Here is a 22,982-nt window from a genome sequence, read left to right on the forward strand (position 1 = left end):
CACTGAACCCCAAAGGTCCATACCTTCTAAGGCAGTTGAGAATGGAAGGGGTTCACCCATGCGACGTGTTACGCGTCTTCGCTGGGGCCTGTCCGTCCTGTTGGCCCTCGGCACCTGCACTCTGGGGCTGTTGCCCGTCGAGACGGCGACGGCACAACCGCCCAGTCCCCGCCCCCTCTCCCCCGGCCTGGTCACCGCCATGCAACGGGACCTCGGCCTCACCGCGTCGCAGGCCCGCGCCAGGGGCGCGCGTGAAGCGGCCGCCGCGAAGCTCGCACCGCGGGCCGAACGAGCGGCGGGGCGGACGTTCGGCGGTTCCTGGTACGACCCGGCGCGCGGCACCCTCGTCGTCGGAGTCACCGACACGGGCACCGCGGCCGACGCCGTACGAGCCACCGGCGCCACGGTCGTACGGGTCACGCACACCGCCCGGACGCTGGACACGGCCAAGGCCGCCCTCGACGACACCGCCACGTCGGACGGCGCCCCCACAGCCGTCCGCAGTTGGCATGTCGACCCCCGTACCAGCAGCCTGGTGGCCGAGGTCCGAAAGGGCGCGGAACACAGTGCCGCGGTGACGGCGTTCCTGGCGCCGGCGCGCGAGGCAGGTCTGCTCACGGTCCACACCTCCGCCACCGCGGAGGCGCCTCGCACGTTCTCCGCGGGCACCGTCGGCGGCGACCCCTACTACATCAACGGCAACACCCGCTGCTCCATAGGCTTCTCCGTGGTGGGCGGCTTCGTGAGCGCCGGGCACTGCGGCTCGGCCGGCAGTTCCGTGGCCGGCTGGGACGGCTCGGCGATGGGCACCTTCGCCGGATCGTCGTTCCCGGGCAACGACTACTCGTACATCCGGATCGGCAACGGCTGGTGGACCGTACCGGTGGTGCTCGGCTGGGGCACCGTCAGCGACGTACTCGTCCGCGGCTCGGCCGTGGCCCCCGTCGGCTCGTCCGTCTGCCGCTCCGGCTCCACCACCCACTGGCACTGCGGCACCGTGCTGACCCAGAACGAGACCGTCAACTACAGCCAGGGATCCGTCTACGGCCTCACCGGCACCAGCGTCTGCGCCGAACCCGGCGACTCCGGCGGCTCGTTCATCACCGGCGACCAGGCCCAAGGTGTGACCTCGGGCGGCTGGGGCAACTGCACGAGCGGCGGCCAGACCTGGTTCCAGCCCGTGAACGAGATCCTCAGTACATACGGACTCACCCTCGTCACCGCCTGACATCCACGGGCCGCGGGCCGAACGTTCCCCACTCGGCCCGCAGTCGGGGAGAAACGCTCCCGCGGACACCGGCAAGTCACTGCTGACGGAGATCCTTCACCCGGTGGAGCTTGCCCAGTGAGCGCTCCAGGGTCTCCGGGTCGACGATCGCCACCTCGACGGTGACACCCACGCCGTCCTTGACGCCCTGGGCGATCGCCTTCGCGGCCGCCTCCCGCTGCTCGGTCCCGGCCCCGGGACGCGCCTCGACGCGGACGGTCATGTGGTCCATCCGGCCGCGCCGGGTCAGCTGCACCTGGAAGTGCGGGGCGACACTGGGTGTGCGCAGCACGATCTCCTCGATCTGACTGGGGAAGACGTTCACACCGCGCAGGATGATCATGTCGTCCGAGCGGCCGGTGATCTTCTCGATGCGGCGGAAGGCGGGCCGGGCGGTGCCGGGCAGCAGCCGGGACAGATCGCGGGTCCGGTAGCGGATGATCGGCAGGGCCTCCTTGGTGAGGGAGGTGAAGACCACCTCACCCTCCTCACCCTCGGCCAGCACGGCGCCGGTGAACGGATCGACCACCTCGGGGTAGAAGTGGTCCTCCCACACGTGCAGCCCGTCCTTGGTCTCGACGCACTCCTGCGCGACACCCGGGCCGATCACCTCGGACAGGCCGTAGATGTCGACCGCGTGGATGTCCATGCGCTCCTCGATCTCACGGCGCATCGCCTCCGTCCACGGCTCGGCCCCGAAGATGCCCACCTGGAGGGAGGTCGTACGCGGGTCGACGCCCTGCCTCTCGAACTCGTCGAGCAGGGTGAGCATGTAGGACGGGGTGACCATGATGATCTCGGGCTCGAAGTCCTGGATGATCTGCACCTGGCGGGCCGTCATGCCGCCGGAGGCGGGGATCACCGTGCAGCCGGCACGCTCGGCGCCGTAGTGCGCGCCCAGGCCGCCGGTGAACAGGCCGTACCCGTAGGAGATGTGCACCTTGTGGCCCGCACGACCGCCGGCCGCGCGGATGGAGCGGGCGATCATGTCGGCCCACATGGAGAGGTCGTTCTCGGTGTATCCGACGACCGTGGGGCGGCCCGTGGTGCCGCTGGAGGCGTGAATGCGCCGCACGTCCGCCATCGGGACGGCGAACATGCCGAAGGGGTACGTCTCCCGCAGATCCGCCTTGGTGGTGAAGGGGAACCGGGACAGGTCCTCCAGGGAGCGGCAGTCGTCGGGCCTGATCCCGGCCTCGTCGAACTTCCTGCGGTACAGCTCCACGTTGTCGTACGCATGTCGCAACGTCGCCCGCAGCCGGTCGAGTTGGAGCTCCCTCAGCTGCTCGCGGGTGAGGCGCTCGCCCTCGTCCAGCAGATCCTGGGGAAGCGGCTCTCCCAGGCGGGCCGGGCGGGGTCCCGTGGCCGCGCCGGCCGTCTCTGCGGTCTTCATCGCGACTCCTTCGTCGTCGTGCCTCTGATACTGCGGCTGCGTCCGCGGAACTCCGCGATCACCTCGTCGCCGCGCAGCACGCTCACGTCGTAGATGCCGCTGCGACCGAACCGGGTGCGCTCCCGTGCCGTGGCCACCAGGACATCACCCTCGTACGCCGGGGCGACGAAGTCGATGTCCGCCCCGGCCGCGACGGTCACGGGTCCGTGACTGTTGCAGGCGCAGGCGAAGGCGGTGTCGGCGAGCAGGAACAGATAGCCGCCGTGGGCGATCCCGTGTCCGTTCACCATCGACGGCGTCACGGTCATCCGGAGCACGGCGGTGCCTTCACCCTGCTCGAGAAGCTCGATGCCCAGCGCCCGGGACGCCTCGTCCGCGGCGAACATCGCCTCGGCGGGCGTCGCCCCGGCCGATGTCGCTCCTGTGGCCTGCGTCACTTTTTTCACCACCTTGTGTCCCGACCGAACATTCGGTTAGCGTGCGGCACGGCCTAGTAATCCAGCATCACCACTGCCTGTCAAGAGGTGGAACGCATGCCCCAGAACCTCCCCGAGCGTCCGGACTTCTTCGCCCGTCACCGCGCCCTGCTGGAGCAGGCGGTCGCCGCCACCGCGAGCCGCGGCCACTGGACCCCGTATCCGGAGTCGCCCAGCAAGTCGGTGTACGGGGAGGACGCGGCGAAGGCCGGGGAAGCGGCCTTCCAGGAGCGGCTGGGCGGCCACTTCGAGCTGCCCGGCCACCCGGCGAGCGGCACGACCTCCGCCACGGAGACCTCCCCGTACGGCTTCCCGCTCGGTGTCACCTACCCCCGCCTCGCACCGGACGAGGCCGTGGCCGCCGCGAAGGCCGCCACCGGCTCCTGGCGTGCCGCGGGCCCCGACGCCCGGGCCGGGGCGGCGACGGAGATCCTGGCCCGGCTGAACGCCGCGAGTTTCGAGATCGCGCACGCCGTGCAGCACACCACCGGCCAGGCCTTCGTGATGGCGTTCCAGGCGGGCGGACCGCACGCTCAGGACCGCGGTCTGGAGGCGGTGGCGTACGCCTGGGCGGAGCAGAAGCGCCATCCGGGGGCGGCCCGCTGGAGCAAGCCGCAGCGCAAGGGCGGTCCGCTGGTCATGGAGAAGAAGTTCACGCCGGTCGGACGCGGCGTGGCGCTGCTGATCGCCTGCAACACCTTCCCGACCTGGAACGGCTACCCCGGTCTCTTCGCCAGTCTGGTCACCGGCAACCCGGTCGTCGTCAAACCGCACCCGGGCGCCGTCCTGCCCCTGGCGATCACCGTGCGGATCGCGCGCGAGGTGCTGGCCGAGGCCGGCTTCGACCCGAACCTGGTGATCCTCGCGGCGGAGAGCGCCGAGGAACGTACGGCTTCGGCGTACGCCCTCCACCCGGACGTACGGGTCATCGACTTCACCGGCTCCACCGCCTTCGGCGACTGGCTGGAGAGCCATGCCCGCCAGGCCTCCGTGTACACGGAGAAGGCGGGCCTGAACACCGTCGTCCTGGATTCGACGGACGACTACCGCGGGCTGCTGGGCAACCTGGCCTTCTCGCTGGCCCTCTACAGCGGGCAGATGTGCACCACCCCGCAGAACCTCCTCGTCCCCCGCGAGGGCTTCGCCACCGACCAGGGCGTGAAGACCGCCGACGAGTTCGCCGCCGACCTCGGCGCGGCGCTCGACAAGCTGCTCGGCGACCCCGCCCGCGCGGCCGGCACGCTCGGGGCCATCGTCAACGACGGGGTGCGGGAGCGGCTGGAGGAGGCGGCCGGGCTCGGTCGTACGGTGCGGGCGTCCGCGCCGGTCGAGCACCCCGAGCACCCGGACGCGGTCGTCCGTACCCCGCTGGTGGCCCGGCTTGACGCGGACGCCGACCGGGAGACCTACACGCGCGAGTGGTTCGGGCCGGTCTCCTTCGTGATCGGCACCGACTCCACCGAGCACAGCCTGCGGATCTTCCGGGAGACCGTGCGCGCACACGGCGCGCTGACCGCCGCCGTCCACTCCACCGACGAGGACGTACTCACCGCCACCGAGCTGGCGGCCCTCGACGCGGGAGTGCACCTGTCGGAGAACCTCACCGGCGGCGTCTTCGTCAACCAGTCCGCGGCCTTCAGCGACTTCCACGGCAGCGCCGCCAACCCGGCGGCCAGCGCCACCCTCTCCGACCCCGCCTTCGTCACCGGCCGCTTCGCCACGCTCCAGTCGCGTCGGCCCGCCACCGCCGAGGAACACACCGAGGAGTCCGCAGATGCCTGACGAGATCTTTCTGATCGACGGCGCCCGCACCCCGCAGGGCCGGTACGGAGGCGCACTGGCCTCCGTACGGCCGGACGACCTGGCGGCTCTGGTCGTCGGCGAGGCGGTGCGGCGCAGCGGGGTACCGGGCGAGGCCGTGGACGAGGTGATCCTCGGCGCGGCCAACCAGGCCGGTGAGGACAACCGGGACGTGGCACGCATGGCCGTGCTGCTCGCCGGCCTCCCGCACACCGTGCCCGGTTACACCGTCAACCGGCTGTGCGCGTCCGGGCTGACGGCGGTCGCGAGCGCGGCCCAGGCGATCCGGTCCGGGGAGGCCGACCTCGTCGTCGCTGGCGGTGTGGAGTCGATGACCCGCGCGCCCTGGGTGATGGCCAAGCCCGGCACCCCGTGGGCCAAGCCGGGCGAGGTGCACGACACCTCGCTGGGCTGGCGCTTCACCAACCCGCGTTTCACGGCCGCCGACCGGGCCGTACCGGCGGGCGCGGGCCCCGAGACGGCCAAGGTGACCCTGTCGATGGGGGAGACCGCCGAAGAGGTCGCCGCGCTCGACGGCATCACCCGCGCCGACTCCGACGCCTTCGCGCTGCGCAGCCATCAGCGGGCGGTGGCCGCGCAGGAGGCGGGCCGCTTCGACCGCGAGATCGTGCCGGTACGGGTGAAGGACGGCGAGGTCACACGCGACGAGGGTCCGCGCCCCGGCACGACCCTGGACAAGCTCGGCACCCTGCGGACCATCTTCCGGCCGGACGGCATCGTCACGGCCGGTTCCGCCTCGCCGCTGTCCGACGGCGCCGCCGCGCTGGTGGTGGCGAGCGCGGCGGCCGTCGAGCGGTACGGCCTCATCCCGCGCGCCCGGATCATCACCGCCGCCTCGGCCGGCGTACAGCCCAACCTGATGGGGCTCGGCCCCGTCCCCGCCACCGAGAAGGTCCTCGCCCGGGCCGGCCTGGAGAGCGGCGACCTGGACGCGGTCGAGCTGAACGAGGCCTTCGCCGCGCAGGCACTCGCGGTGATGCGGCGGTTGAAGCTCGACGAGGAGAAGGTCAACGTCGACGGTGGTGCCATCGCCCTCGGCCATCCCCTCGGCTGCTCCGGCGCCCGCATCCTGCTCACGCTGATCGGCCGGCTGGAGCGCGCGGACGCCCGCCGGGGCCTGGCCACCCTGTGCGTGGGGGTCGGCCAGGGCGTCGCGATGCTCGTGGAGCGCGTGTGAGCGCCGCGGACGAGTCCCCGCTGGTCGAGGAGCGCGTATGAGCGGCATGTACGAGACGTTGCTGGTCGAGGAGCGCGACGACCGGGTCGTCGTCACCCTGCACCGCCCCGAGGCCCGCAACGCCATCAGCGGGCTGATGATCCGCGAACTGCACGCCGTGTGCGACCTGCTGGAACGTGACCCGAAGCTCCTGCTGCTGACCGGGCACGGCGGTGTCTTCGCGGGCGGCGCCGACATCGCGGAGCTGCTGCGACGCGGCCGTGACGAAGCCCTTCAGGGCATCAACAGCCGCCTGTTCGAGCGGGTGCGCAGACTGCCCATGCCGACCCTCGCCGCCGTCGACGGCTGGGCGCTGGGCGGCGGCGCCGAACTCTCGTACGCCTGCGATCTGCGCATCGCGGGACCGGACGCGGTGTTCGGCAACCCCGAGCCGGGGCTCGGCATCCTCGCCGCGGCCGGGGCCTGCTGGCGGCTGCCCGAGCTGGTCGGCGAGTCCGTGGCCAAGCAGGTGCTGCTCGCCGGACGGAACCTGGACGCACGGGCGGCGCTGGCGGCCGGTCTGGTCATCGATGTCGTACCGGCCGACCGGCTCCTCGACGAGGCGCACACGCTGCTGGACCGGATGGCCCGCTTCTCGGCCGCGGCCCTGCGCCTGACCAAGCTCGTGGTCGACTCGCCGGGCGCCCATCCGATCGCCGACGACCTGGCGCAGGCCGTGCTGTTCGAGGGACAGGACAAGCGGGAGCGGATGACTCGCTTCCTGGAGAAGAGGAGCAGGGCATGAACACCGCCGCGACAGGCACCGCGTCCGCACCCTCCGTCGTCGGCGTCATCGGCGGCGGCCGGATGGGGGCCGGTATCGCCCAGTCGTTCGCGGCCGCGGGCTCGTCCGTGACCGTCGTGGAGAGCGGCGAGCACGCCGCGGCCGCCGCACTGGAGCGGGTCGCCACCGGGCTGAAGCGGGCCGCCGAGCGCGGCAGGCTCGACGCGCCCGCCCAGGACGTGCTCGGCCGGGTCTCCGTCGTGGGCTCGGTCGACGAGCTGCCGCGGACGTCCGATCTCGTCATCGAGGCCGTCCCCGAGGACGCCTCGCTCAAGGCCCGGCTGCTCGCCGCCGCCGAGCGGGCCCTGAGTCCGGCGACCGTCCTCGCCAGCAACACCAGCTCCCTGTCGGTCACCGACCTCGCGTCGGCCCTCTCCCGCCCCGGGCGCTTCCTCGGCATGCACTTCTTCAATCCGGTACCGGCCTCCGAGCTGGTCGAGATCGTCGTCGCCCCGGAGACCGAGGACGCGACGGTAGGGCTGGCGCTCGCCTGGACGCACGCCCTCGGCAAGAAGGACGTCGTCGTCAAGGACTCCCCCGGGTTCGCCAGCAGCCGCCTCGGCGTGGCGCTGGGCCTCGAGGCGATCCGCATGGTCGAGGAGGGGGTCGCCGGGCCGGCGGCCATCGACGACGCGATGAGCCTCGGCTACAAGCACCCCATGGGCCCGCTGCGCCTGACCGACCTGGTCGGACTGGACGTACGCCTCGCCATCGCCGAGCACCTGCACGCCACGCTCGGGGAGCGCTTCGCGCCGCCGCGGCTGCTGCGTGACAAGGTCGCGCGCGGCGAGCTGGGGCGGAAGACTGGGCAGGGTTTCTACACCTGGCCGTGAGGGCCCCGGCCGCGCCTTGGCCCCGGATCCGGCGCCCTGGTCCCGGGTTCTGGTCCCGTGCCCGGCCCCGGGCCCTGTCCGGCCGGACGAAGGTCTTGCCCGGCCGGACGAAAACCGTCACACTGAAACCGAACGAATGGTCGGTAGGGAAGCTGGTATCGATGACCACGACACACTCCGCCGCCACCGGCGCCGACGGCGTCGGGCCGGCGGCCGAAGAGCGGCTCCAGGAGCACTTCGACGCGACCGTCGCGCGTGACCAGCGGGTCGAGCCGCGCGACTGGATGCCCGAGGGCTACCGCAAGACGCTGATCCGGCAGATCGCGCAGCACGCGCACTCGGAGATCATCGGCATGCAGCCGGAGGGTGAGTGGATCACCCGCGCGCCCTCGCTGCGCCGCAAGGCCATCCTGTTCGCGAAGGTCCAGGACGAGGCCGGGCACGGGCTCTATCTGTACTCGGCGGCCGAGACCCTGGGCGCCGACCGCGCCGACCTCACCGAGCGACTGATCGAGGGCCGCCAGAAGTACTCGTCGATCTTCAACTACCCCACCCTGAGCTTCGCCGACGTCGGTGTGATCGGCTGGTTCGTCGACGGCGCGGCGATCTGCAACCAGGTGCCGCTGTGCAGGAGTTCCTACGGTCCGTACGCGCGCGCCATGGTGCGGATCTGCAAGGAGGAGTCGTTCCACCAGCGCCAGGGGTACGAGCTGCTGCTGACCATGATGCGCGGCACCGACGCCCAGCGGGCGATGGTCCAGGACGCGGTGGACCGCTGGTGGTGGCCCTCACTGATGATGTTCGGCCCGCCCGACGACAACTCCCCCAACTCGGCCCAGTCCATGGCCTGGAAGATCAAGCGCCACAGCAACGACGAACTGCGCCGGCGTTTCGTGGACATGACCGTCCCGCAGGCCGAGAAGCTGGGCGTGGTCCTGCCCGACCCCGAGCTGCGCTGGAACGAGGAGCGCGGACACCACGACTTCGGCACCCCGGACTGGGACGAGCTGATGCGGGTCATCAAGGGCGACGGACCGTGCAACGCCGAGCGGATCTCCCGGCGGCGGACGGCCCACGAGGAGGGCGCCTGGGTCCGTGAGGCGGCCACCGCCCACGCGGCCAAGCAGAGCGAGCGAGCCCGGAAGGAAGCGGCGGCATGAACGACATCGACGGCAAGAAGGACGGCTGGCCGCTGTACGAGGTGTTCGTACGCGGCAAGCGCGGGCTGAACCACGTACACGTCGGCTCGTTGCACGCCGCCGACGACGCGATGGCCCTGACCCACGCCCGCGATCTGTACACGCGTCGCAACGAGGGCGTGAGCATCTGGGTGGTGCGCTCGGAGCACATCGCCGCCTCCACCCGCGACGAGAAGGACCCGTTCTTCGCGCCGAGCGCCGACAAGGTCTACCGCCACCCGACGTTCTACGACATCCCCGACGACGTCCCACACATCTGAGGAGCAGGGCATGAGTGACGACCACGTCTACCTGACCCTCGCCGAGGGACACGAGGACGACACCCGCTGGGCGTACGGCACCGGCTTCGAGGACCCTCTGCACGGGATCGACACCACCGTGCCGGACGGGCTGGACGCCGGGGAGCTGGCGGCCTCCTGCGTCGCGCTCGCCGACGACGCGCTCGTGTGCGCCCAGCGACTGGCCGAGTGGACCACCCGTGCCCCCGAGTTGGAGGAGGAGGTGGCGCTCGCCAACATCGGCCTCGACCTGCTCGGCCAGGCCCGCCTGCTCTACGCGCGGGCCGGCCAGGTGGACGGCACGGGCCGCGACGAGGACGCGTACGCCTACTTCCGCGACGCCGACGACTTCCGCAACGTACGCCTGGCCGAACTCCCGAACGGGGACTTCGCGTTCTCCGTCGTGCGGCTTCTGGCACTGTCCAGCTGGCGGCTCGCGCACTTCGGGCGGCTCGCCGCGCACCCCGACCCTGTGCTCTCCGCCATCGCCGCGAAGGGCGTCAAGGAACTGACCTACCACCGCCAGTACGCGGCCGAGTGGGCCGTGCGACTCGGCGACGGCACGGCGGAGTCCCACCGCAGGATGCGTACGGCCCTGGAGGGGGTCGCCCCGTACCTGGGCGAGTTGTTCACGGCCTACGACGTACGCGACGAGGTCGTCGCCGTGCTGCGTCAGGTGACCGAGGCGGGCGGACTGCCCATGCCCGTGTACCGGCCACTGCCCGGCTCCGGACGCACGGGCGAGCACACCGAGCATCTGGCGCCCCTGCTGGCCGAGTTGCAGAGCGTGGCCCGCGCCCACCCGGAGGCGACATGGTGACCGTCCTGACCGACGTGCGACGGGCCCGGCACATCGCCGAACAGGTGCCCGACCCCGAACTGCCCATGCTCACCCTCGCCGACCTGGGCGTGCTGCGCGAGGTGTCGCTCGCCCCCGACGGCACGGTCGTCGCGAGCCTCACGCCGACCTACTCCGGCTGCCCGGCGATGGCGGAGATGCGTGCCGACGTGGCCGCACGACTTGCCGCCGCCGGATACGAGCGCGTCGAGATCCGTACCGTCCTCGACCCGCCGTGGACCAGCGACTGGATCACCCCGGCGGGCCGCCGCAAGCTCACCGAACACGGGATCGCCCCGCCCGGCGCCGCGCCTCGCCACCCGGCCGGACCGGTGCCGCTCGTACTGACCTCCCCCACGCTCGGCTCCGCTCGCGCGGGGGGACCCCCATCCCGGCGGGCCGCCGTGCCCTGCCCGCGCTGCGGCTCGGCGGACACGGAGGAGACGTCCCGCTTCGCCGCCACGTCCTGCAAGGCGCTCTGGCGCTGCCGCGCCTGCCTGGAACCGTTCGAGTACGTCAAGGAGATCTGATGGACGACCTGATGGAGTCGGCCGCCCCCGCCCCGGCGGTGCGCCCGCGCACCCGCCGTCGGCCGGCCTTCCACTCCCTGCGGGTCGCCGCCGTGCAACCCCTGTGCGAGGACGCGGCCACGGTCAGCTTCGACATCCCGGCGGAGCTGGCCGAGGAGTTCGCCTTCGCTCCGGGGCAGTCGCTCACCCTGCGGCGCGAGATCGACGGCCGTGACGAGCGCCGTTCGTACTCGATCTGCTCTCCGGCCGGATCGGTGCCGCGCATCGGGGTGCGGGTGGTGCCGGGTGGCCTGTTCTCCGCATGGCTGGTGCGGGAGGTGCGCCCCGGAGACACGGTCGAGGTCATGGCCCCGACCGGCGCCTTCACACCCGACCTCACCACCCCCGGCCATCATGTGCTGATCGCGGCGGGCTCCGGCATCACCCCCATGCTGTCCATCGCCGAGTCGGTCCTGGCCGCGGACTCCCGCTCGACGGTCACTCTGTTCTACGGCAACCGGCGCACCGACACCGTGATGTTCGCCGACGAACTGGCCGACCTGAAGGACCTCTACCCGGCCCGGTTCCAGCTCGCCCACGTCCTCTCCCGCGAGCCCCGCGAGGCCGAGGTGCTCTCCGGCCGGCTGGACGCCGAGCGGCTGTCGGCGCTCGTCGGCTCGCTGGTCGACGTGGCGGGGGCGGACCACTGGTGGCTGTGCGGCCCGCACGGCATGGTCCGCGACGCCCAGCGGGTGCTGGCCGGGCTCGACGTGCCGGACGACCGGGTCCACCAGGAGCTCTTCTACGCCGACGACGAGCCCGTGCGGGAGGTGCACCACCAGGACACGGCCACCGAGGGCCCGGTCAGCGAGGTCACCATCACGCTCGACGGCCGCTCCACGACCGCCGCCCTGCCCCGCGGCCGGAGCATCCTCGACGGCGCCCAGAAGACCCGCCCCGACCTGCCCTTCGCCTGCAAGGGCGGCGTGTGCGGTACCTGCCGGGCCCTGGTCACCGACGGCAAGGCCGACATGCGCCGCAACTTCGCCCTCGAACCCGCCGAGGTCGACGCGGGGTATGTCCTTACCTGCCAGTCGTTCCCGGTCACGGAGACGCTCGCCGTCGACTACGACAGCTGACGCGGTCGTCCATCACCATCGCCATCTCCATCCTCGGGAATGGTTGCGGCAGCTCGGCGTGACATCCGTCACGCCGAGTTCCCGTATCAACGTGGTGCGGTAGTACATGGCGCCTGGGCGATATAGCCAGACTTGCCACCCGCAATCCGACATACACGCGCATGTTCCTCTGGCATATGCCAAACGCGGTCGCGACACGTCGCCCTCCGGGCACATGAAGCATCCTGACGGATCGTCAGGTCATGCCGCGCTCCGGTCAGCCGGGTCTGCACACCCATGCGCCCGATTCAAGGACGTTCGGGGTCTACGAGGCCGGGTAGTAGTGGCGCTCGTTGCCGCTTACTCACGCAGCTTTTAACAATGGCGCCCGAAACGGCGTCACCACAGCTCAGGCACAGTGTCCGTGCGGAGCCGGCCCACCGGTGGCGCCCCCGCGACGACCGAGCGAGGCCCGCATGAGCAAGCACCGCAGGAAGACGCGCCACCGGCAGATCACCATCGCTGCCGTCGTGCTCAGCGCGCTGGCAGTACCGACCGCCGCCATGGCCTGTATGAACGACCAGAGCGCCCCAGGCGCCAAGTCCTCCAGTCAGTGGCAGGGCTGGAAGAACTGGCAGAACTGGCAGAACGCGTCCCTGCAGGAGCGGTGGAAGGGCGGCGGCTGGACCCCGCGGACCCAGGAGCCGACCTCGCAGGCCACCACCGCGCCCGCCGCACCTGAAGCGCCGGCCACGACGGAGCCCGCCGCGCCCGAGGCGTCCGAGGCTCCCGCCTCCACGACTCCCGCCGCACCGGAGGCTCCCGCCTCCACGACTCCCGCCGCACCGGAGGCTCCCGCCTCCACGGCACCCGCCGCACCGGAGGCTCCCGCCTCGACGGCACCCTCCGCACCCGAGGCACCCGCCAGCGCGTCCCCGAGCACCGCGGCCACGAAGGCCCCGGCATCCGCCGCCGTGGCCCGTGTCCTGGCGCTGGTCAACAGTGAGCGCGGCAAGGTCGGCTGCTCCCCGCTGACCCTGAACGCGAAGCTCTCGAAGGCCGCCCAGGATCACAGCGCGGACATGGCGAGCCACCAGAACATGTCGCACACGGGCTCCGACGGTTCGGATCCCGGTCAACGGATCACGACTGCCGGCTACAGCTGGAGTGCGTACGGCGAGAACGTCGCGTTCGGATACTCCACCCCCGAGGAGGTCATGGCGGGCTGGATGTCCAGTCCCGGCCACAAGCGCAACATCCTGGACTGCGGTTTCAAGGACATCGGCGTAGGACTCGCACAGCCCGGCAGCTACTGGACGCAGGACTTCGGCACGGCCCGCTGACCTACGCCTCGCGGCGGCCTCCGTCAGCCTCCCCCGTTGCCGCCGCACGGCGTGAAGGAGCCGAGCGGAACACCCTGGTCCGCCGTTTCGCCGACCCGCTCGGCGAACCGGATTCGGCTGCCCCAGGACGGGACGGCGCCGGGGCAGCCGCCGCGACCGGCCCCGGACGACGGTTCGGGAACGGCCGGATAGGGAGCGGCCGGGTCGGCAACCACCGGGTCGGCAACCACCGGGTCGGCAACCGCCGGCTTGTGGAGCAGGAGCAGCGCCGCGTCGTCGTGCAGTCGGCCGCCCACATGCGCCAGCAGTTCGTCGTGCAGCGCGGTGAGGGTGCGCGCCGGCTCGTCGCACAAGTGGCGCGCCAGTCCCTCGGCGAGCGGGTAGAACTCACGGTGGTGGTTGCGGGCCTCGGTGACCCCGTCGGTGTAGAGCAGCAGCTGATCCCCGTCGGCGAAGGGCAGCACCTGAAGGCTGGGAGTCTCGCCCGTGAGAGCGCGCAGCCCGAGCGGCGGGGCGGGATGGGTGGGATCCACCGGCACGACGTCCCCGGACGCACGCACCAGCAGCGGCGGCGCGTGCCCGCAGTTCACCACCTCGAGATGCCCTGCCTGCGGGTATCCGGCCACCACGGCGGTGACGAAGTCGTCGGTACCGAGGTTGCGCGCCAGGCTCCGCTCGATCCTGGCGACGACGGCGAGGAGGTCGGGCTCGTCGTAGGCGGCCTCCCGGAAGACGCCCAGGACGAGTGCGGCGGTACTCACGGCCGGCAGCCCCTTGCCGCGCACATCCCCGACGATCAGCCTGACGCCGTACGGAGTGGGCAGCAGCGCATAGAGATCCCCGCCGATACGGGCCTCCGCCGCCGCCGCGCTGTAGCGGACGGCCACCTGAAACGGCCCGACGGTCGCCGGTACCGGCCTGAGCAGTGCGTGCTGGGCGGCCTCCGCGACCGAGCGGACGGCAGCGAGCACCCGCTCACGACGCCCCCGCAGCGCGCCGGACAGGCCACTCGCGAGAGTGACGGCCGCCAGCGCGGACAGCACGGCCGCCACTTCGCGGCCCGGCATACCGTCCCGGATCCCGAGCGCGGCACCCAGCACCGCGGCGAGGAGACCGACGCAGAAGACCCCTCGCGGCCCGCTGGTGGTGGCGGCCAGCGCGGGCCCGGCCACGAGCAGGGAGAGCCAGATCATGCCCGCTCCACCGAAGAGGTCGACGAGCACGACGACGAGAACGATCAGCACGGACAGTACGGGCGTGCCGGAGGCCAGGTGTGCGGCGGCACGTGTCCGGGCCGATGCCCCGGGACCGGCCACGCGGTTCCTGAACGGCTCTATCGGCCAGGGGGCGCCACCGTGGTCTCGGGCCTGACTCATGTTTCGTCCGCAGTCCTCACCGTGCGTCGCCCGCACTCCGGAAATGTCTGTTTCATCCAGGAAACGGGTTCGACTCGGACGCGACAAGGACAGGGATTTCAGATAGTGAGCGACAGGCTCCTGGTCACGCGGTTCGCGGTCGGGATCAGCCGCTCCAGAACCTCCTCGAGCCGGGAGAGGCGGTTCACCGGCAGCGAGACTCCGAGCGAGCCGAGCGTCTCCCCGCTGTACACCGGCACCGCGACACACACCGTGCCCAGCGCGTACTCCTCCAGATCCGTGACGGCCGGATCCATCGGCGAGGAGTCCAGCCGCCGCAACAGCTCCAATGGACTCGTGATCGTCCGCGGCGTGAGATCCGCCAGGGAATGCCGCGAGAGGTACTCCTCGCGCGACTCGTCGTCCAGCTCCCGCAGCACACACTTGCCCAGCGCGGTCGCGTGCCCAGCGTCCTCGAACCCCACCCACAGATCCACCCGCGGCGCCCGGGGACCGTCGACGATCTCCGCGACCCGGATCTCGCCCTCCTCGTAGAAGGTGAGATACGCGGCGGCCGCCACGCCGTCCCGCAATGCCGCCAGCGTGGGACGCACCCGCCCCAGCAACGCCTGCCCGCGCCCCGTACTGTGCAGTGACTGCACCTTGTCCCCCAGCACGAAGCCGCCGTCGTCCAGCTTCCGCACATACCCGTCGTGCACCATTGTCCGCAGCAGGTGATACGCCGTGGCGAGGGGCAGCCCCGTCTCCCGCGCCAGCTGCTTGGCCGGCACACCGTTCTCGTGTGCGCCCACCGCCTCCAGCAGACGAAACGCCCGCTGCACGGACGTGATCAGCGTGGGGCCGTCACGAACACCCATACGACCAGCCTGCGCCGGACACGCCGCACGAGCAAGGCGGCACCGCCCCACCCGACTCCGCGCAGGGATCCGGCGTACGGCCGATGCCCTGGCTTGAGGGCGGAACGGCGCGGCGGGAGGCTGGAGAGGACGCCCGCGACGCGCGCCTGGTTCCCTCCGGGCGCTCCTCCGGGCTCTGCCGAGGCGAGGACGAGGGTAAGAACCCATGGACAGCGAGCACGTCGCATCCGGAGGAACGGTGCCGACGCCCGTGCCGGAGGACTCCGCGGTCGTAGTCGACGCCCGGGGATCGGTCATGGTGTGGAGTGGCGGAGCCACGCAGCTGCTCGGCTACGAACCCGAAGAGATCGTGGGCCGCCGCGCCACCGACCTGCTCGCCGCCGACCTGCCCGCCGCCGCGCGGCGCCGCATCGCCGACGGGCGCCAGTGGGCCACCGAGGTGGCGCTTCGGCACCGGGAGGGGGGTCGTGTCGTGGTGCGGCTGCGGGGCGCGCCGCTGGTGGACGCGGCGCGCCGGAGGCTCTGGCTCGTGACCGGCGCGGCCCTGACGAACCCTGCCGGACCGTCCGACCCGAACGCGGCCGCGATGTGGGGCCGCACGCTGGCGCAGCTCCCGCTGCCGGTGGCGGTCTACGACCTCGAGGCGCGGCTCGTGGCCGCCAACGAGGTCATGACGCGGGTGATGGGCAGGACCGAGAAGGAGATGCGGGGCCTGACGCTGTCGGAGATCGAGCCGAGCTGGCCCTTCGACGAGTACGACCGCCTCCAGCGGGAGGTGCTGCGCACCGGTCAGATGATCTTTCATGAGCAGCACGGCCAGGCTCCCGGCGAGACAAGGGAGCATGCGTGGTCGTTGTTCTTGTCGCCGTTGAAGGACGAGAACGGCAGGGTGCACGGTCTGTCGGCGGCCGTGTTCGACACCACCGAGCAGTACTGGGCCCGACAGCGCCTGGCCGTGCTCAACGACGCGAGCCTGCGCATCGGCAGCACCTTGGACGTGACCCGAACGGCCGAGGAGCTGGCCGAGGTGGCTGTGACCGGGTTCGCCGACTTCGTCACCGTGGACCTGCTGGAATCCGTGGCGCAGGGTGAGGAGCCCCAGTCGGTGCCGCCCGGCGAGCCGGTCACGGTCCGCCGCGCCGCGCAGCGGTCGGTGCTGAGGGGCTGCCCGGAGTCGGTGGTCGCCTCGGGCGGCACCACTCTCTACCCGGCGGATTCGCTGCCGGTGCTGGCGCTGGTCAGCGGCCGGGGCACCCGGCATCGGTCGGACGATCCGGCGCTGCGGGCGTGGGTCGAATCCTCCCCGGCCCGCGCCGAGACCGTGGGCAAGTACCTGATCCACTCGGTGATGATGGTCCCGCTGCGGGCCCGGGGCGTGACGCTGGGCATGGTGCACTTCCTGCGGCACCGGACGCCGGAGTTCTTCGGCGAGGACGATCTGCTGCTCGCGGAGGAGATCGCCGCCAGGGCCGCGGTCAGCGTGGACAACGCCCGCCGCTACACCCGTGAACGCCGCACGGCGCTGGCACTCCAGCGCAGTCTGCTGCCCGAGCGGCCACCGGCTCTCACGGCAGTGGAGGTCGCCTACCGCTATCTCCCGGCCGGCTCCGGCGCGGACGTCGGAGGGGACTGGTTCGACGCGATCCCGCTGTCCGGTGCTCGGGTCGCCCTGGTCGTGGGCGATGTGGTGGGCCACGGCATTCAGGCCTCCGCCACGATGGGGCGCCTGCGGACCGCCGTACGGACGCTCGCTGACGTCGACCTCGCCCCCGACGAGTTGCTCACCCAGCTCGACGATCTCGTCATCAGGCTCGACCGGGAGGAGGGTCCGGAGGCGCGCGGACGGGCGGAGGAGACGTCGGGGGAGATCGGGGCCACCTGCCTGTACGCCGTGTACGACCCCGCGTCCCGCCGCTGCACCCTGGCCCGCGCCGGGCACCCGCCGCCCGCCCTGGTCAGCCCCGACGGCACCGTACGGTTCCTGGACCTGCCCGCCGGTCCGCCGCTCGGTCTCGGCGGCCTGCCGTACGAGTCCACCGAGGTGCAACTGGGCGAGGGCAGCCTGCTCGCTCTCTACACCGACGGCCTGGTCGAAGCCGCAGACCGGGACATCGACGTCGGGCTCGAGCTGCTGCGCCGGGCGCTGAGCAGCCCGGCCGAAACGCTGGAGGAGACCTGTGACCAGGTGCTGGACACCGTGCTGACCGGCCGGCCCGCCGACGACACCGTCCTGCTCCTGGCCCGTACCTCCGCGCTCGACGCCCGGCAGGTGCGGACCTGGCACCTGCCGCGGGACCCCGCGGCCGTCGCCGGGGCCCGCAAGGTGGCGGGCGAACAGGTGGCCGCCTGGGGGCTGGATGAGACGGCGTTCGCCACCGAACTGATCGTCAGCGAACTGGTCACCAACGCCATCCGCTACGGCGAGGCGCCTATCCAGCTGCGCCTCATCCGCGACTCCACACTCATCTGCGAGGTCTCCGACGGCAGCAGCACCGCCCCGCACCTGCGCCGGGCCCGCGTCTTCGACGAGGGCGGGCGCGGACTGCTGCTGGTGGCCCAGGTCGCCGAACGCTGGGGCAGTCGCCAGACCCCCACCGGCAAGACCATCTGGGCCGAACAGCCACTGCCCGCCTGACACCAGGACGTCCTCGTGCCGGCACCGACCGTGGCGGTCGTGGCGGTCGTGGCGGGCTCACGGCACCGGTCGTACGTCGGGCGGGCGCCGCCGTGCGGAGTTCACGAGCCGGTCGGCGAGCGCCACGACGAGGTCGCGGAGCTCGTCCGGTCGCTCGATCACGAAGGGCCGATCGAGCGACGCGAGCACCGGAGGCAACCAGTCGAGCCGTTCCACACGCAACCGGACACGCAACCAGCGCTCGGAATCACCGTCCTCGCGGCCCGCTGCCGACGGCTCCTCGACGATCGCGACGCTTGCCGGCAGCCGGACGCGGATCTGCTCGACCGTCCCCCGGATCCGCAGGATCACTTCGTGCCGGTACGGAGCCTCGGCGAATCCCGACAGAACGCGCTGCGCCGGATCGAGACCAGCGGGCGCTTCGAAGGAGCCGGGCAGGGACCTCGCGTCCGCGATGCGGTCGAGCCGGAACGTGCGGTCCTCGCCGCTCTCGGGCTCCGCACCGGTTACGTACCACCGGCCCGAGTGGACGACGAGCCCGTACGGGTGCACCGTGCGAACGCTGTGCCTGCCGTCTCCGGCGGTGTACCGGATCGAGACCGGCCGGCGATGGCGGATCGCGTCGGCGATCGAGAGCAGGACCGTGCTCTCCGGTGCGGCTGCCTGGTCGGGCGGAGCGGTGAAGGCGAGGGAGTCGAGCACGGCGTCGAGCCTTCGGGCGAGGCGCTTGGGCAGGACCCGCCGGATCTTGGCCGTGGCCGTCTCCTGGGCGGTGCCCGCGGTCGTCGGCAGCCCGGCTCGGCGACCGGCGATCAGGCCGAGCAGCACGGCCAGCGCTTCGTCGTCGCCGAGCATGAGCGGAGGCATGCGGTGGCCGGGGGCGAGCCGGTATCCGCCGTAGCGGCCGCGCACCGATTCGACCGGCACGTCGAGGTCGACCAGGTGGTCCACATACCGCCGCACGGTGCGTTCGTCGACGTCGAGCCGCTCGGCGAGTTCGGCGGCTGTCCTGATGCCGCCCGACTGCAGGAGTTCCAGCAGGGTGAGCACGCGAGCTGTGGGCCGGGACATGCTCAGAAGTATCTCCGCAATACCGGGCGGAATGTGTCCGCTATCCCTCCTAACCTCCGGGAGTACGAATCCCACCGAACTCACCGGGAGATCACCGTGAACTTCGTCTCGATCCGTGTCATCACGGGCGATGTCGCACGCCTCGCCGACTTCTACGAGCGCGCGACCGGCACGCGGGCGAGCCGGCCCCACCAGGACTTCGCCGAGCTCAGGACGGCGTCAGCCACTCTCGCGATCGCAAGCACGCGCACCGTGCCGCTGTTCGCGCCTGACGCCGCCCGTCCCTCCGACAACCGTTCCGTGATCATCGAGTTCCTCGTCGACGACGTGGACGGCGTGTACGAGAACCTGACCGGCTTCGTGGAGGACTTCGTCAACAAGCCCACCACCATGCCTTGGGGCAACCGTTCGCTGCTGTTCCGCGACCCCGACGGCAACCTCGTCAACTTCTTCACCCCGGTCAGCCCGGACGCCGTCAGGAAGTTCCCTTCCTGACGACGCGGAGGCGGAGCCGTCAGGCTGGCCTGTCAGGGGCTGAGCTACGCCACGAAGGTGGCTTCGCGCACCGTGGTCATGAGCGACGTGCGCGGCGGGAGGCGTAGACCGCCCCGGCGCCGAGGGCGACCACCAGGGCCGCGCCGCCCGCGATGGTGCCGACCGGAGCGCTCGCACCCGTCTCCGCCAGCGGCGGCGCGCTGTCGCTGGGCGACGGCTTGGGGGTGGCGGGCGGTGTCGACTTCAGCGGGGGCACGTCCGGCGTCGTGGGAGGCGTGGTGGTGGGCTTGGGGCTGGTCGGAGGCGGGGTCGTCTCCTCGGCGGGAGGCTGTCCACCCGCGGGAGCCGTGGGCGTGCCCGGGGTGGCCGGGGTGGTCGGGGTCGACTCCGACGGCGTCGGGGTGGGCGAGTCCGACGGGCCGGGAGTGCACGGCTGTTCGCCCCCGTTCCACGCCGCTATGAGGTGGTAGGGGGTGACGACGTTGTCGGGCTCGTAGGGCACGGGGCCGTGCCCCTCCCCCGTCTTGCCGTCGTAGGTGATGTCATCGCCGTACAGGTCGATCTGGCCGTAGCAGTCCGGTGTCTTCACGGTCAGCTTCTGCCAGGTCCGCTTCGCGTCGTCCGCACCGGCGACATCGTCGGCGGTGAGGTAGACCGTGGCCTTGTCGACCAGGCTCTGGTGTCCGGAGACGTACCAGTTCGGCCCCTCGGTGGTGTACTCGGCGAGGGACACGGGGTACTTGCAGCCCTCCCCGACGGTCTGGCCCGGGGCCAGCCGGACCTGGACGCTCCCGGGAACGGTGTCCCATTGATGGAACCCGCCCTGCGAGGTCCAGTCGGCGCCCACGACGTTTCCGTCGGCGCCGACGATGCGGTACTGGACCGTGGCGGACTCGCACGCCCCGGCGGTCGTGGCACTGGCCACCCCCGTGCCGAGCACGGGCACGGCGGCGGTGGCGAATGCGGTTGCGGCGAGCACAGCCAGAGTTCTGGGGTGTTGCGAACGCGACAAGATGAGCCTCTGTGAAATCGAAAGTGTGGGAGGTGGTTGCGCACGAGTGACGAACGCGGACGGCAGAACTGGATGACCCGATGCAAGAACCGGCGCACGGACCAACGGAAGTACCGACGGAGAAACCGGCGGAAGGCATGTCGCCCAAGCCACTCGTGTCGCTTCGCTCACTTCAGACGCGGCGAAGCGAGCTGGATTCTTCCAACTTTTGACAACTCCCGTCAATCCTTCACGGGTTGAACACTTCCTCCATGGAACGCACCCCAGCTGTACGGGACTTACGAGATCGGGTCCGCACGGCTGCGACGGTTCAGGAAGCCAGGTCCCGGTGCCGACGCAGCAGTTCCGCTATCGAGCGGCGCAGGCAGCCGGCGTCCGAGTCCGCGTCCGCGTCCGCATCCGGCTCCGTGGCTTTGTCGGCGAGGCATGACGGCGAGCACACCGTCGGCGTCCTCCCGGTCTGCTCGCGGCAGTCCGCCGGGGCCCCGACCAGAGTCTCCAGGTCCTGGAGGAGCTGTGCGGTCCGCTTCGCCTCGTGGGCGAGCACGCGCACCCGAGCGCTCTGACCACCGATCTGCCGTCGGCTGGCGATCAGTTGCTCGTACTCCGCCACCGTGAGGGCGACCGCCTCACGGCCGCCGAGGGTGATGCGGCGCGGCTGGGGTCGTCCGGCCACTCGGTTCCTCCGCTCCTCGCCCGGGTGACGCCCGGACAACGCGAGAGGGCCCCCGGATGGTTCCGTGGGCCCTCACTCGTGTGTCGGGTCATGTCAGCTGGGAACGGCGACCCGTCGGCTCGCGGCGGCCGTCACCGGCTTGGGATTCAGCAACCGCTCGGCCAACTCGCCGAAGACCAGGCCGAATCCGCCCCACAGGACGGTCTGGATGGCCAGCGCGGAGAGACGGAACCGCCACAGCAGGGTGGCGGGGAAGTCCTTCGGCACCTCGTTGATGACCGGCAGGAACGCATACGCGAGACCTATCACGACGGCGAAGGCGGCCACCGCGGCGACGGTGGCGTACCAGGTACCGATCCTGGGTGCCAGCCGCTTGCCCAGGATGGTGGCGGCGATCGCGAGGAGCACGCTGAGCACCATCATCAGGAAGTACAGGGTGGTCCGCTTGCCGATGGTGTCGGGGTTGCCGACCGACGGCGGGTTGGCCGGGTACTTCAGGAACGGCACGACGTACACGGCCAGCAGCGCGCAGCCGGACAGCAGCAGTGCGGTCGCCCGCGGGCTGAAGCGGCCGACGCGGCCGAGCGCGAAGGAGAAGGCGAGCGCCGCGATGCCGCCGAAGGCGATGCCGTAGACCAGGACGCCGGTGGCGAGACCGGCGGTGGACTGCAGGGAGCGGGAGACGATCTCCATCTCGTGCTCGTGGGAGTGGGCTTCCTCGTAGCTGATCGCGCTGTCGACGTTCGGCTCACCGAGGAAGTAGGCGGCAACCAGGGCGAGCAGGCCGGCACCGAGGCCGGCCAGCATGCCCCGCACGAGCAGATTTCTTACCGTTGCGGAGTTCATGGAGGTACCGGGGTTCCCCTCGCTCAGTGGCAGGGGAAGCCGAGAAGGTGGCGGGCGTCGTGTACCCACTCATGGACGTCCGAGCCGGAGACGACGGAGGTGGCGCCCTGTTCGGCACCGACGAAGTACAGCAGGACGAGCATCAGAATGCCGAAGAAGACCGCCCACGGAGCTATCGCCTTGAGCGGCAGCTTGGCGGGAACAGCGGGGGTGGTGGTTGTCGGCTGAGCGACGGTCTGCGCCATGGCAGGACCTCCTCGGGAGTTCGCGTCCCATCTCGGTGGTGCACTGGACGACGGCTACGGGTCTGACTCACGAGAGGTCCCAGAAGGCTGGAGCCTCTCGTTCACAGTGGCGCGACCGTGCCGGTTTCCCACCGGCTTCCGTCTTGCCGTCATCGATATCGCACCGACCGTACCGCGTGTCGGGTGCTGGGCCAAGACCGCCCCACCTGGCGTGATCTTCCTCTCGCACCAGGTGCCCGATCCCGAGTGAACAGCGGATCAGCGGTGGCGAACCCCAGCCGAGTTCGGGGCCGGCCTCGCTCTCCCCCAGCGTGCGAGCCCCGCGGCGGGGCGAGCACGTGAGCCAGAAGGAGACGACGAGGTAGGAGACCCCGACGGCCCACAGGGCCGTGCCGGGTGACAGGGCGTCCGCTCGGCGGCCTCGTCGTCCACGCCATCGAACGCCACCTGGCCGCGCGGCCGGACACCGACCTGGTGCCGGCCCGGATCAGCTACGACATCCTGGGCCGTCTCGCCCTCGACGACTGCGAGATCCGGGTGGACACCGTCCGCCCCGGCCGGGCCGTACGACCGCCTGGATGTACCCCGGTGTCGACCTGACGGTCCACCTCCACCGCCAACCCGAAGGCCACTGGACCGGCCTGGACACCACGGCGTCCTCAGCGTCCGCCCCATACCGGACCGCGCTTCGTTC

At 71.5% G+C, this 22,982-nt stretch carries 22 protein-coding genes, 1 pseudogene and 1 riboswitch; of the genes and pseudogenes, 14 read left to right on the forward strand and 9 right to left on the reverse strand.

Annotated features, from left to right (window positions below):
* Positions 1-58 precede the first annotated feature (58 nt).
* Positions 59-1,228, forward strand: coding sequence for a S1 family peptidase (locus ACIQTP_RS04920; RefSeq protein ID WP_403396349.1), 1,170 nt, complete (start codon positions 59-61; stop codon positions 1,226-1,228).
* Positions 1,229-1,304: 76 nt separating this feature from the next.
* Here ACIQTP_RS04920 and paaK read toward each other — a convergent pair whose 3' ends face one another.
* Both paaK and paaI read right to left on the reverse strand, forming a co-directional pair.
* Positions 1,305-2,660: a phenylacetate--CoA ligase PaaK gene (paaK, locus tag ACIQTP_RS04925; RefSeq protein WP_403396352.1), complete on the reverse strand. Its 1,356-nt coding sequence runs from the start codon at positions 2,658-2,660 to the stop codon at positions 1,305-1,307.
* Positions 2,657-3,046, reverse strand: a complete 390-nt coding sequence (gene paaI / locus ACIQTP_RS04930) for a hydroxyphenylacetyl-CoA thioesterase PaaI (RefSeq protein WP_403397257.1) — start codon at positions 3,044-3,046, stop codon at positions 2,657-2,659. Before paaI ends, paaK begins: the two co-directional genes overlap by 4 nt.
* Positions 3,047-3,193: 147 nt before the next feature.
* Here paaI and paaN point away from each other — a divergent pair, with 147 nt between their 5' ends.
* The 10 genes from paaN (at position 3,194) to ACIQTP_RS04980 (ending at position 13,075) form a co-directional block, all read left to right on the forward strand.
* On the forward strand, positions 3,194-4,918 hold the full coding sequence (paaN, locus tag ACIQTP_RS04935) for a phenylacetic acid degradation protein PaaN (protein ID WP_403396355.1): 1,725 nt from the start codon (positions 3,194-3,196) through the stop codon (positions 4,916-4,918).
* Positions 4,911-6,134, forward strand: a complete 1,224-nt coding sequence (locus tag ACIQTP_RS04940) for a thiolase family protein (protein ID WP_403396357.1) — start codon at positions 4,911-4,913, stop codon at positions 6,132-6,134. The genes paaN and ACIQTP_RS04940 overlap by 8 nt, the downstream gene beginning before the upstream one ends.
* Positions 6,135-6,171: 37 nt before the next feature.
* A complete protein-coding gene (locus tag ACIQTP_RS04945) occupies positions 6,172-6,918 on the forward strand; it encodes an enoyl-CoA hydratase/isomerase family protein (protein WP_403396360.1) in 747 nt (248 codons plus the stop codon).
* A complete protein-coding gene (locus ACIQTP_RS04950) occupies positions 6,915-7,790 on the forward strand; it encodes a 3-hydroxyacyl-CoA dehydrogenase family protein (protein ID WP_403396362.1) in 876 nt (291 codons plus the stop codon). Before ACIQTP_RS04945 ends, ACIQTP_RS04950 begins: the two co-directional genes overlap by 4 nt.
* A 161-nt stretch (positions 7,791-7,951) precedes the next feature.
* Positions 7,952-8,950, forward strand: a complete 999-nt coding sequence (gene paaA, locus ACIQTP_RS04955) for a 1,2-phenylacetyl-CoA epoxidase subunit PaaA (RefSeq protein WP_403396365.1) — start codon at positions 7,952-7,954, stop codon at positions 8,948-8,950.
* Entirely contained in the window at positions 8,947-9,249 is a 303-nt protein-coding gene (paaB, locus tag ACIQTP_RS04960; RefSeq protein WP_067360480.1) for a 1,2-phenylacetyl-CoA epoxidase subunit PaaB, read from the forward strand. The genes paaA and paaB overlap by 4 nt, the downstream gene beginning before the upstream one ends.
* A gap of 10 nt (positions 9,250-9,259) precedes the next feature.
* Complete coding sequence (paaC, locus tag ACIQTP_RS04965) at positions 9,260-10,087, forward strand: 1,2-phenylacetyl-CoA epoxidase subunit PaaC (RefSeq protein WP_403396368.1); 828 nt, start codon at positions 9,260-9,262, stop codon at positions 10,085-10,087.
* Positions 10,081-10,635, forward strand: a complete 555-nt coding sequence (gene paaD / locus ACIQTP_RS04970) for a 1,2-phenylacetyl-CoA epoxidase subunit PaaD (RefSeq protein ID WP_402033450.1) — start codon at positions 10,081-10,083, stop codon at positions 10,633-10,635. The genes paaC and paaD overlap by 7 nt, the downstream gene beginning before the upstream one ends.
* Entirely contained in the window at positions 10,635-11,753 is a 1,119-nt protein-coding gene (paaE, locus tag ACIQTP_RS04975) for a 1,2-phenylacetyl-CoA epoxidase subunit PaaE (protein ID WP_403396370.1), read from the forward strand. Before paaD ends, paaE begins: the two co-directional genes overlap by 1 nt.
* Before the next feature lie 455 nt (positions 11,754-12,208).
* The gene (locus tag ACIQTP_RS04980) at positions 12,209-13,075 is read left to right on the forward strand and encodes a CAP domain-containing protein (RefSeq protein WP_403396373.1); all 867 of its coding nucleotides are present in this window, start codon (positions 12,209-12,211) and stop codon (positions 13,073-13,075) included.
* A 23-nt stretch (positions 13,076-13,098) separates the two neighbouring features.
* Here the strand turns inward: ACIQTP_RS04980 and ACIQTP_RS04985 are convergent, their stop codons facing one another.
* Together ACIQTP_RS04985 and ACIQTP_RS04990 are read right to left on the reverse strand one after the other, a co-directional pair.
* A complete protein-coding gene (locus ACIQTP_RS04985) occupies positions 13,099-14,451 on the reverse strand; it encodes a PP2C family protein-serine/threonine phosphatase (protein ID WP_403396374.1) in 1,353 nt (450 codons plus the stop codon).
* Between the two features lie 98 nt (positions 14,452-14,549).
* Complete coding sequence (locus ACIQTP_RS04990; RefSeq protein ID WP_403396376.1) at positions 14,550-15,308, reverse strand: IclR family transcriptional regulator; 759 nt, start codon at positions 15,306-15,308, stop codon at positions 14,550-14,552.
* A 205-nt stretch (positions 15,309-15,513) separates the two neighbouring features.
* Here ACIQTP_RS04990 and ACIQTP_RS04995 point away from each other — a divergent pair, with 205 nt between their 5' ends.
* Positions 15,514-17,943, forward strand: coding sequence for a SpoIIE family protein phosphatase (locus ACIQTP_RS04995; protein ID WP_403396378.1), 2,430 nt, complete (start codon positions 15,514-15,516; stop codon positions 17,941-17,943).
* A gap of 57 nt (positions 17,944-18,000) precedes the next feature.
* Here the strand turns inward: ACIQTP_RS04995 and ACIQTP_RS05000 are convergent, their stop codons facing one another.
* Positions 18,001-19,014: a helix-turn-helix transcriptional regulator gene (locus tag ACIQTP_RS05000; protein WP_403396381.1), complete on the reverse strand. Its 1,014-nt coding sequence runs from the start codon at positions 19,012-19,014 to the stop codon at positions 18,001-18,003.
* 96 nt (positions 19,015-19,110) lie between these two features.
* Here ACIQTP_RS05000 and ACIQTP_RS05005 point away from each other — a divergent pair, with 96 nt between their 5' ends.
* Positions 19,111-19,509: a VOC family protein gene (locus ACIQTP_RS05005; protein WP_403396383.1), complete on the forward strand. Its 399-nt coding sequence runs from the start codon at positions 19,111-19,113 to the stop codon at positions 19,507-19,509.
* A 76-nt stretch (positions 19,510-19,585) separates the two neighbouring features.
* On the opposite strand, the gene ACIQTP_RS05010 is transcribed toward ACIQTP_RS05005, so the two are convergent.
* The 4 genes from ACIQTP_RS05010 to ACIQTP_RS05025 all read right to left on the reverse strand — a co-directional run bounded on the left by ACIQTP_RS05010 (position 19,586) and on the right by ACIQTP_RS05025 (position 22,288).
* A complete protein-coding gene (locus tag ACIQTP_RS05010) occupies positions 19,586-20,488 on the reverse strand; it encodes a hypothetical protein (RefSeq protein WP_403396386.1) in 903 nt (300 codons plus the stop codon).
* Between the two features lie 343 nt (positions 20,489-20,831).
* Positions 20,832-21,197: a hypothetical protein gene (locus ACIQTP_RS05015; protein ID WP_403396388.1), complete on the reverse strand. Its 366-nt coding sequence runs from the start codon at positions 21,195-21,197 to the stop codon at positions 20,832-20,834.
* 93 nt (positions 21,198-21,290) lie between these two features.
* A complete protein-coding gene (locus tag ACIQTP_RS05020; RefSeq protein WP_403396390.1) occupies positions 21,291-22,043 on the reverse strand; it encodes a CbtA family protein in 753 nt (250 codons plus the stop codon).
* A 23-nt stretch (positions 22,044-22,066) separates the two neighbouring features.
* On the reverse strand, positions 22,067-22,288 hold the full coding sequence (locus tag ACIQTP_RS05025; protein ID WP_351693051.1) for a CbtB-domain containing protein: 222 nt from the start codon (positions 22,286-22,288) through the stop codon (positions 22,067-22,069).
* Between the two features lie 34 nt (positions 22,289-22,322).
* Positions 22,323-22,471, reverse strand: a riboswitch (cobalamin riboswitch).
* A 225-nt stretch (positions 22,472-22,696) separates the two neighbouring features.
* Here ACIQTP_RS05025 and ACIQTP_RS05030 point away from each other — a divergent pair.
* Positions 22,697-22,855: pseudogene (locus tag ACIQTP_RS05030) on the forward strand (acyl-CoA thioesterase domain-containing protein); the annotation flags it as partial.
* Between the last annotated feature and the right edge of the window lie 127 nt (positions 22,856-22,982).

Source organism: Streptomyces sp. NPDC090798 (assembly GCF_044768965.1).
In the GTDB taxonomy this organism is placed as follows: domain Bacteria; phylum Actinomycetota; class Actinomycetes; order Streptomycetales; family Streptomycetaceae; genus Streptomyces.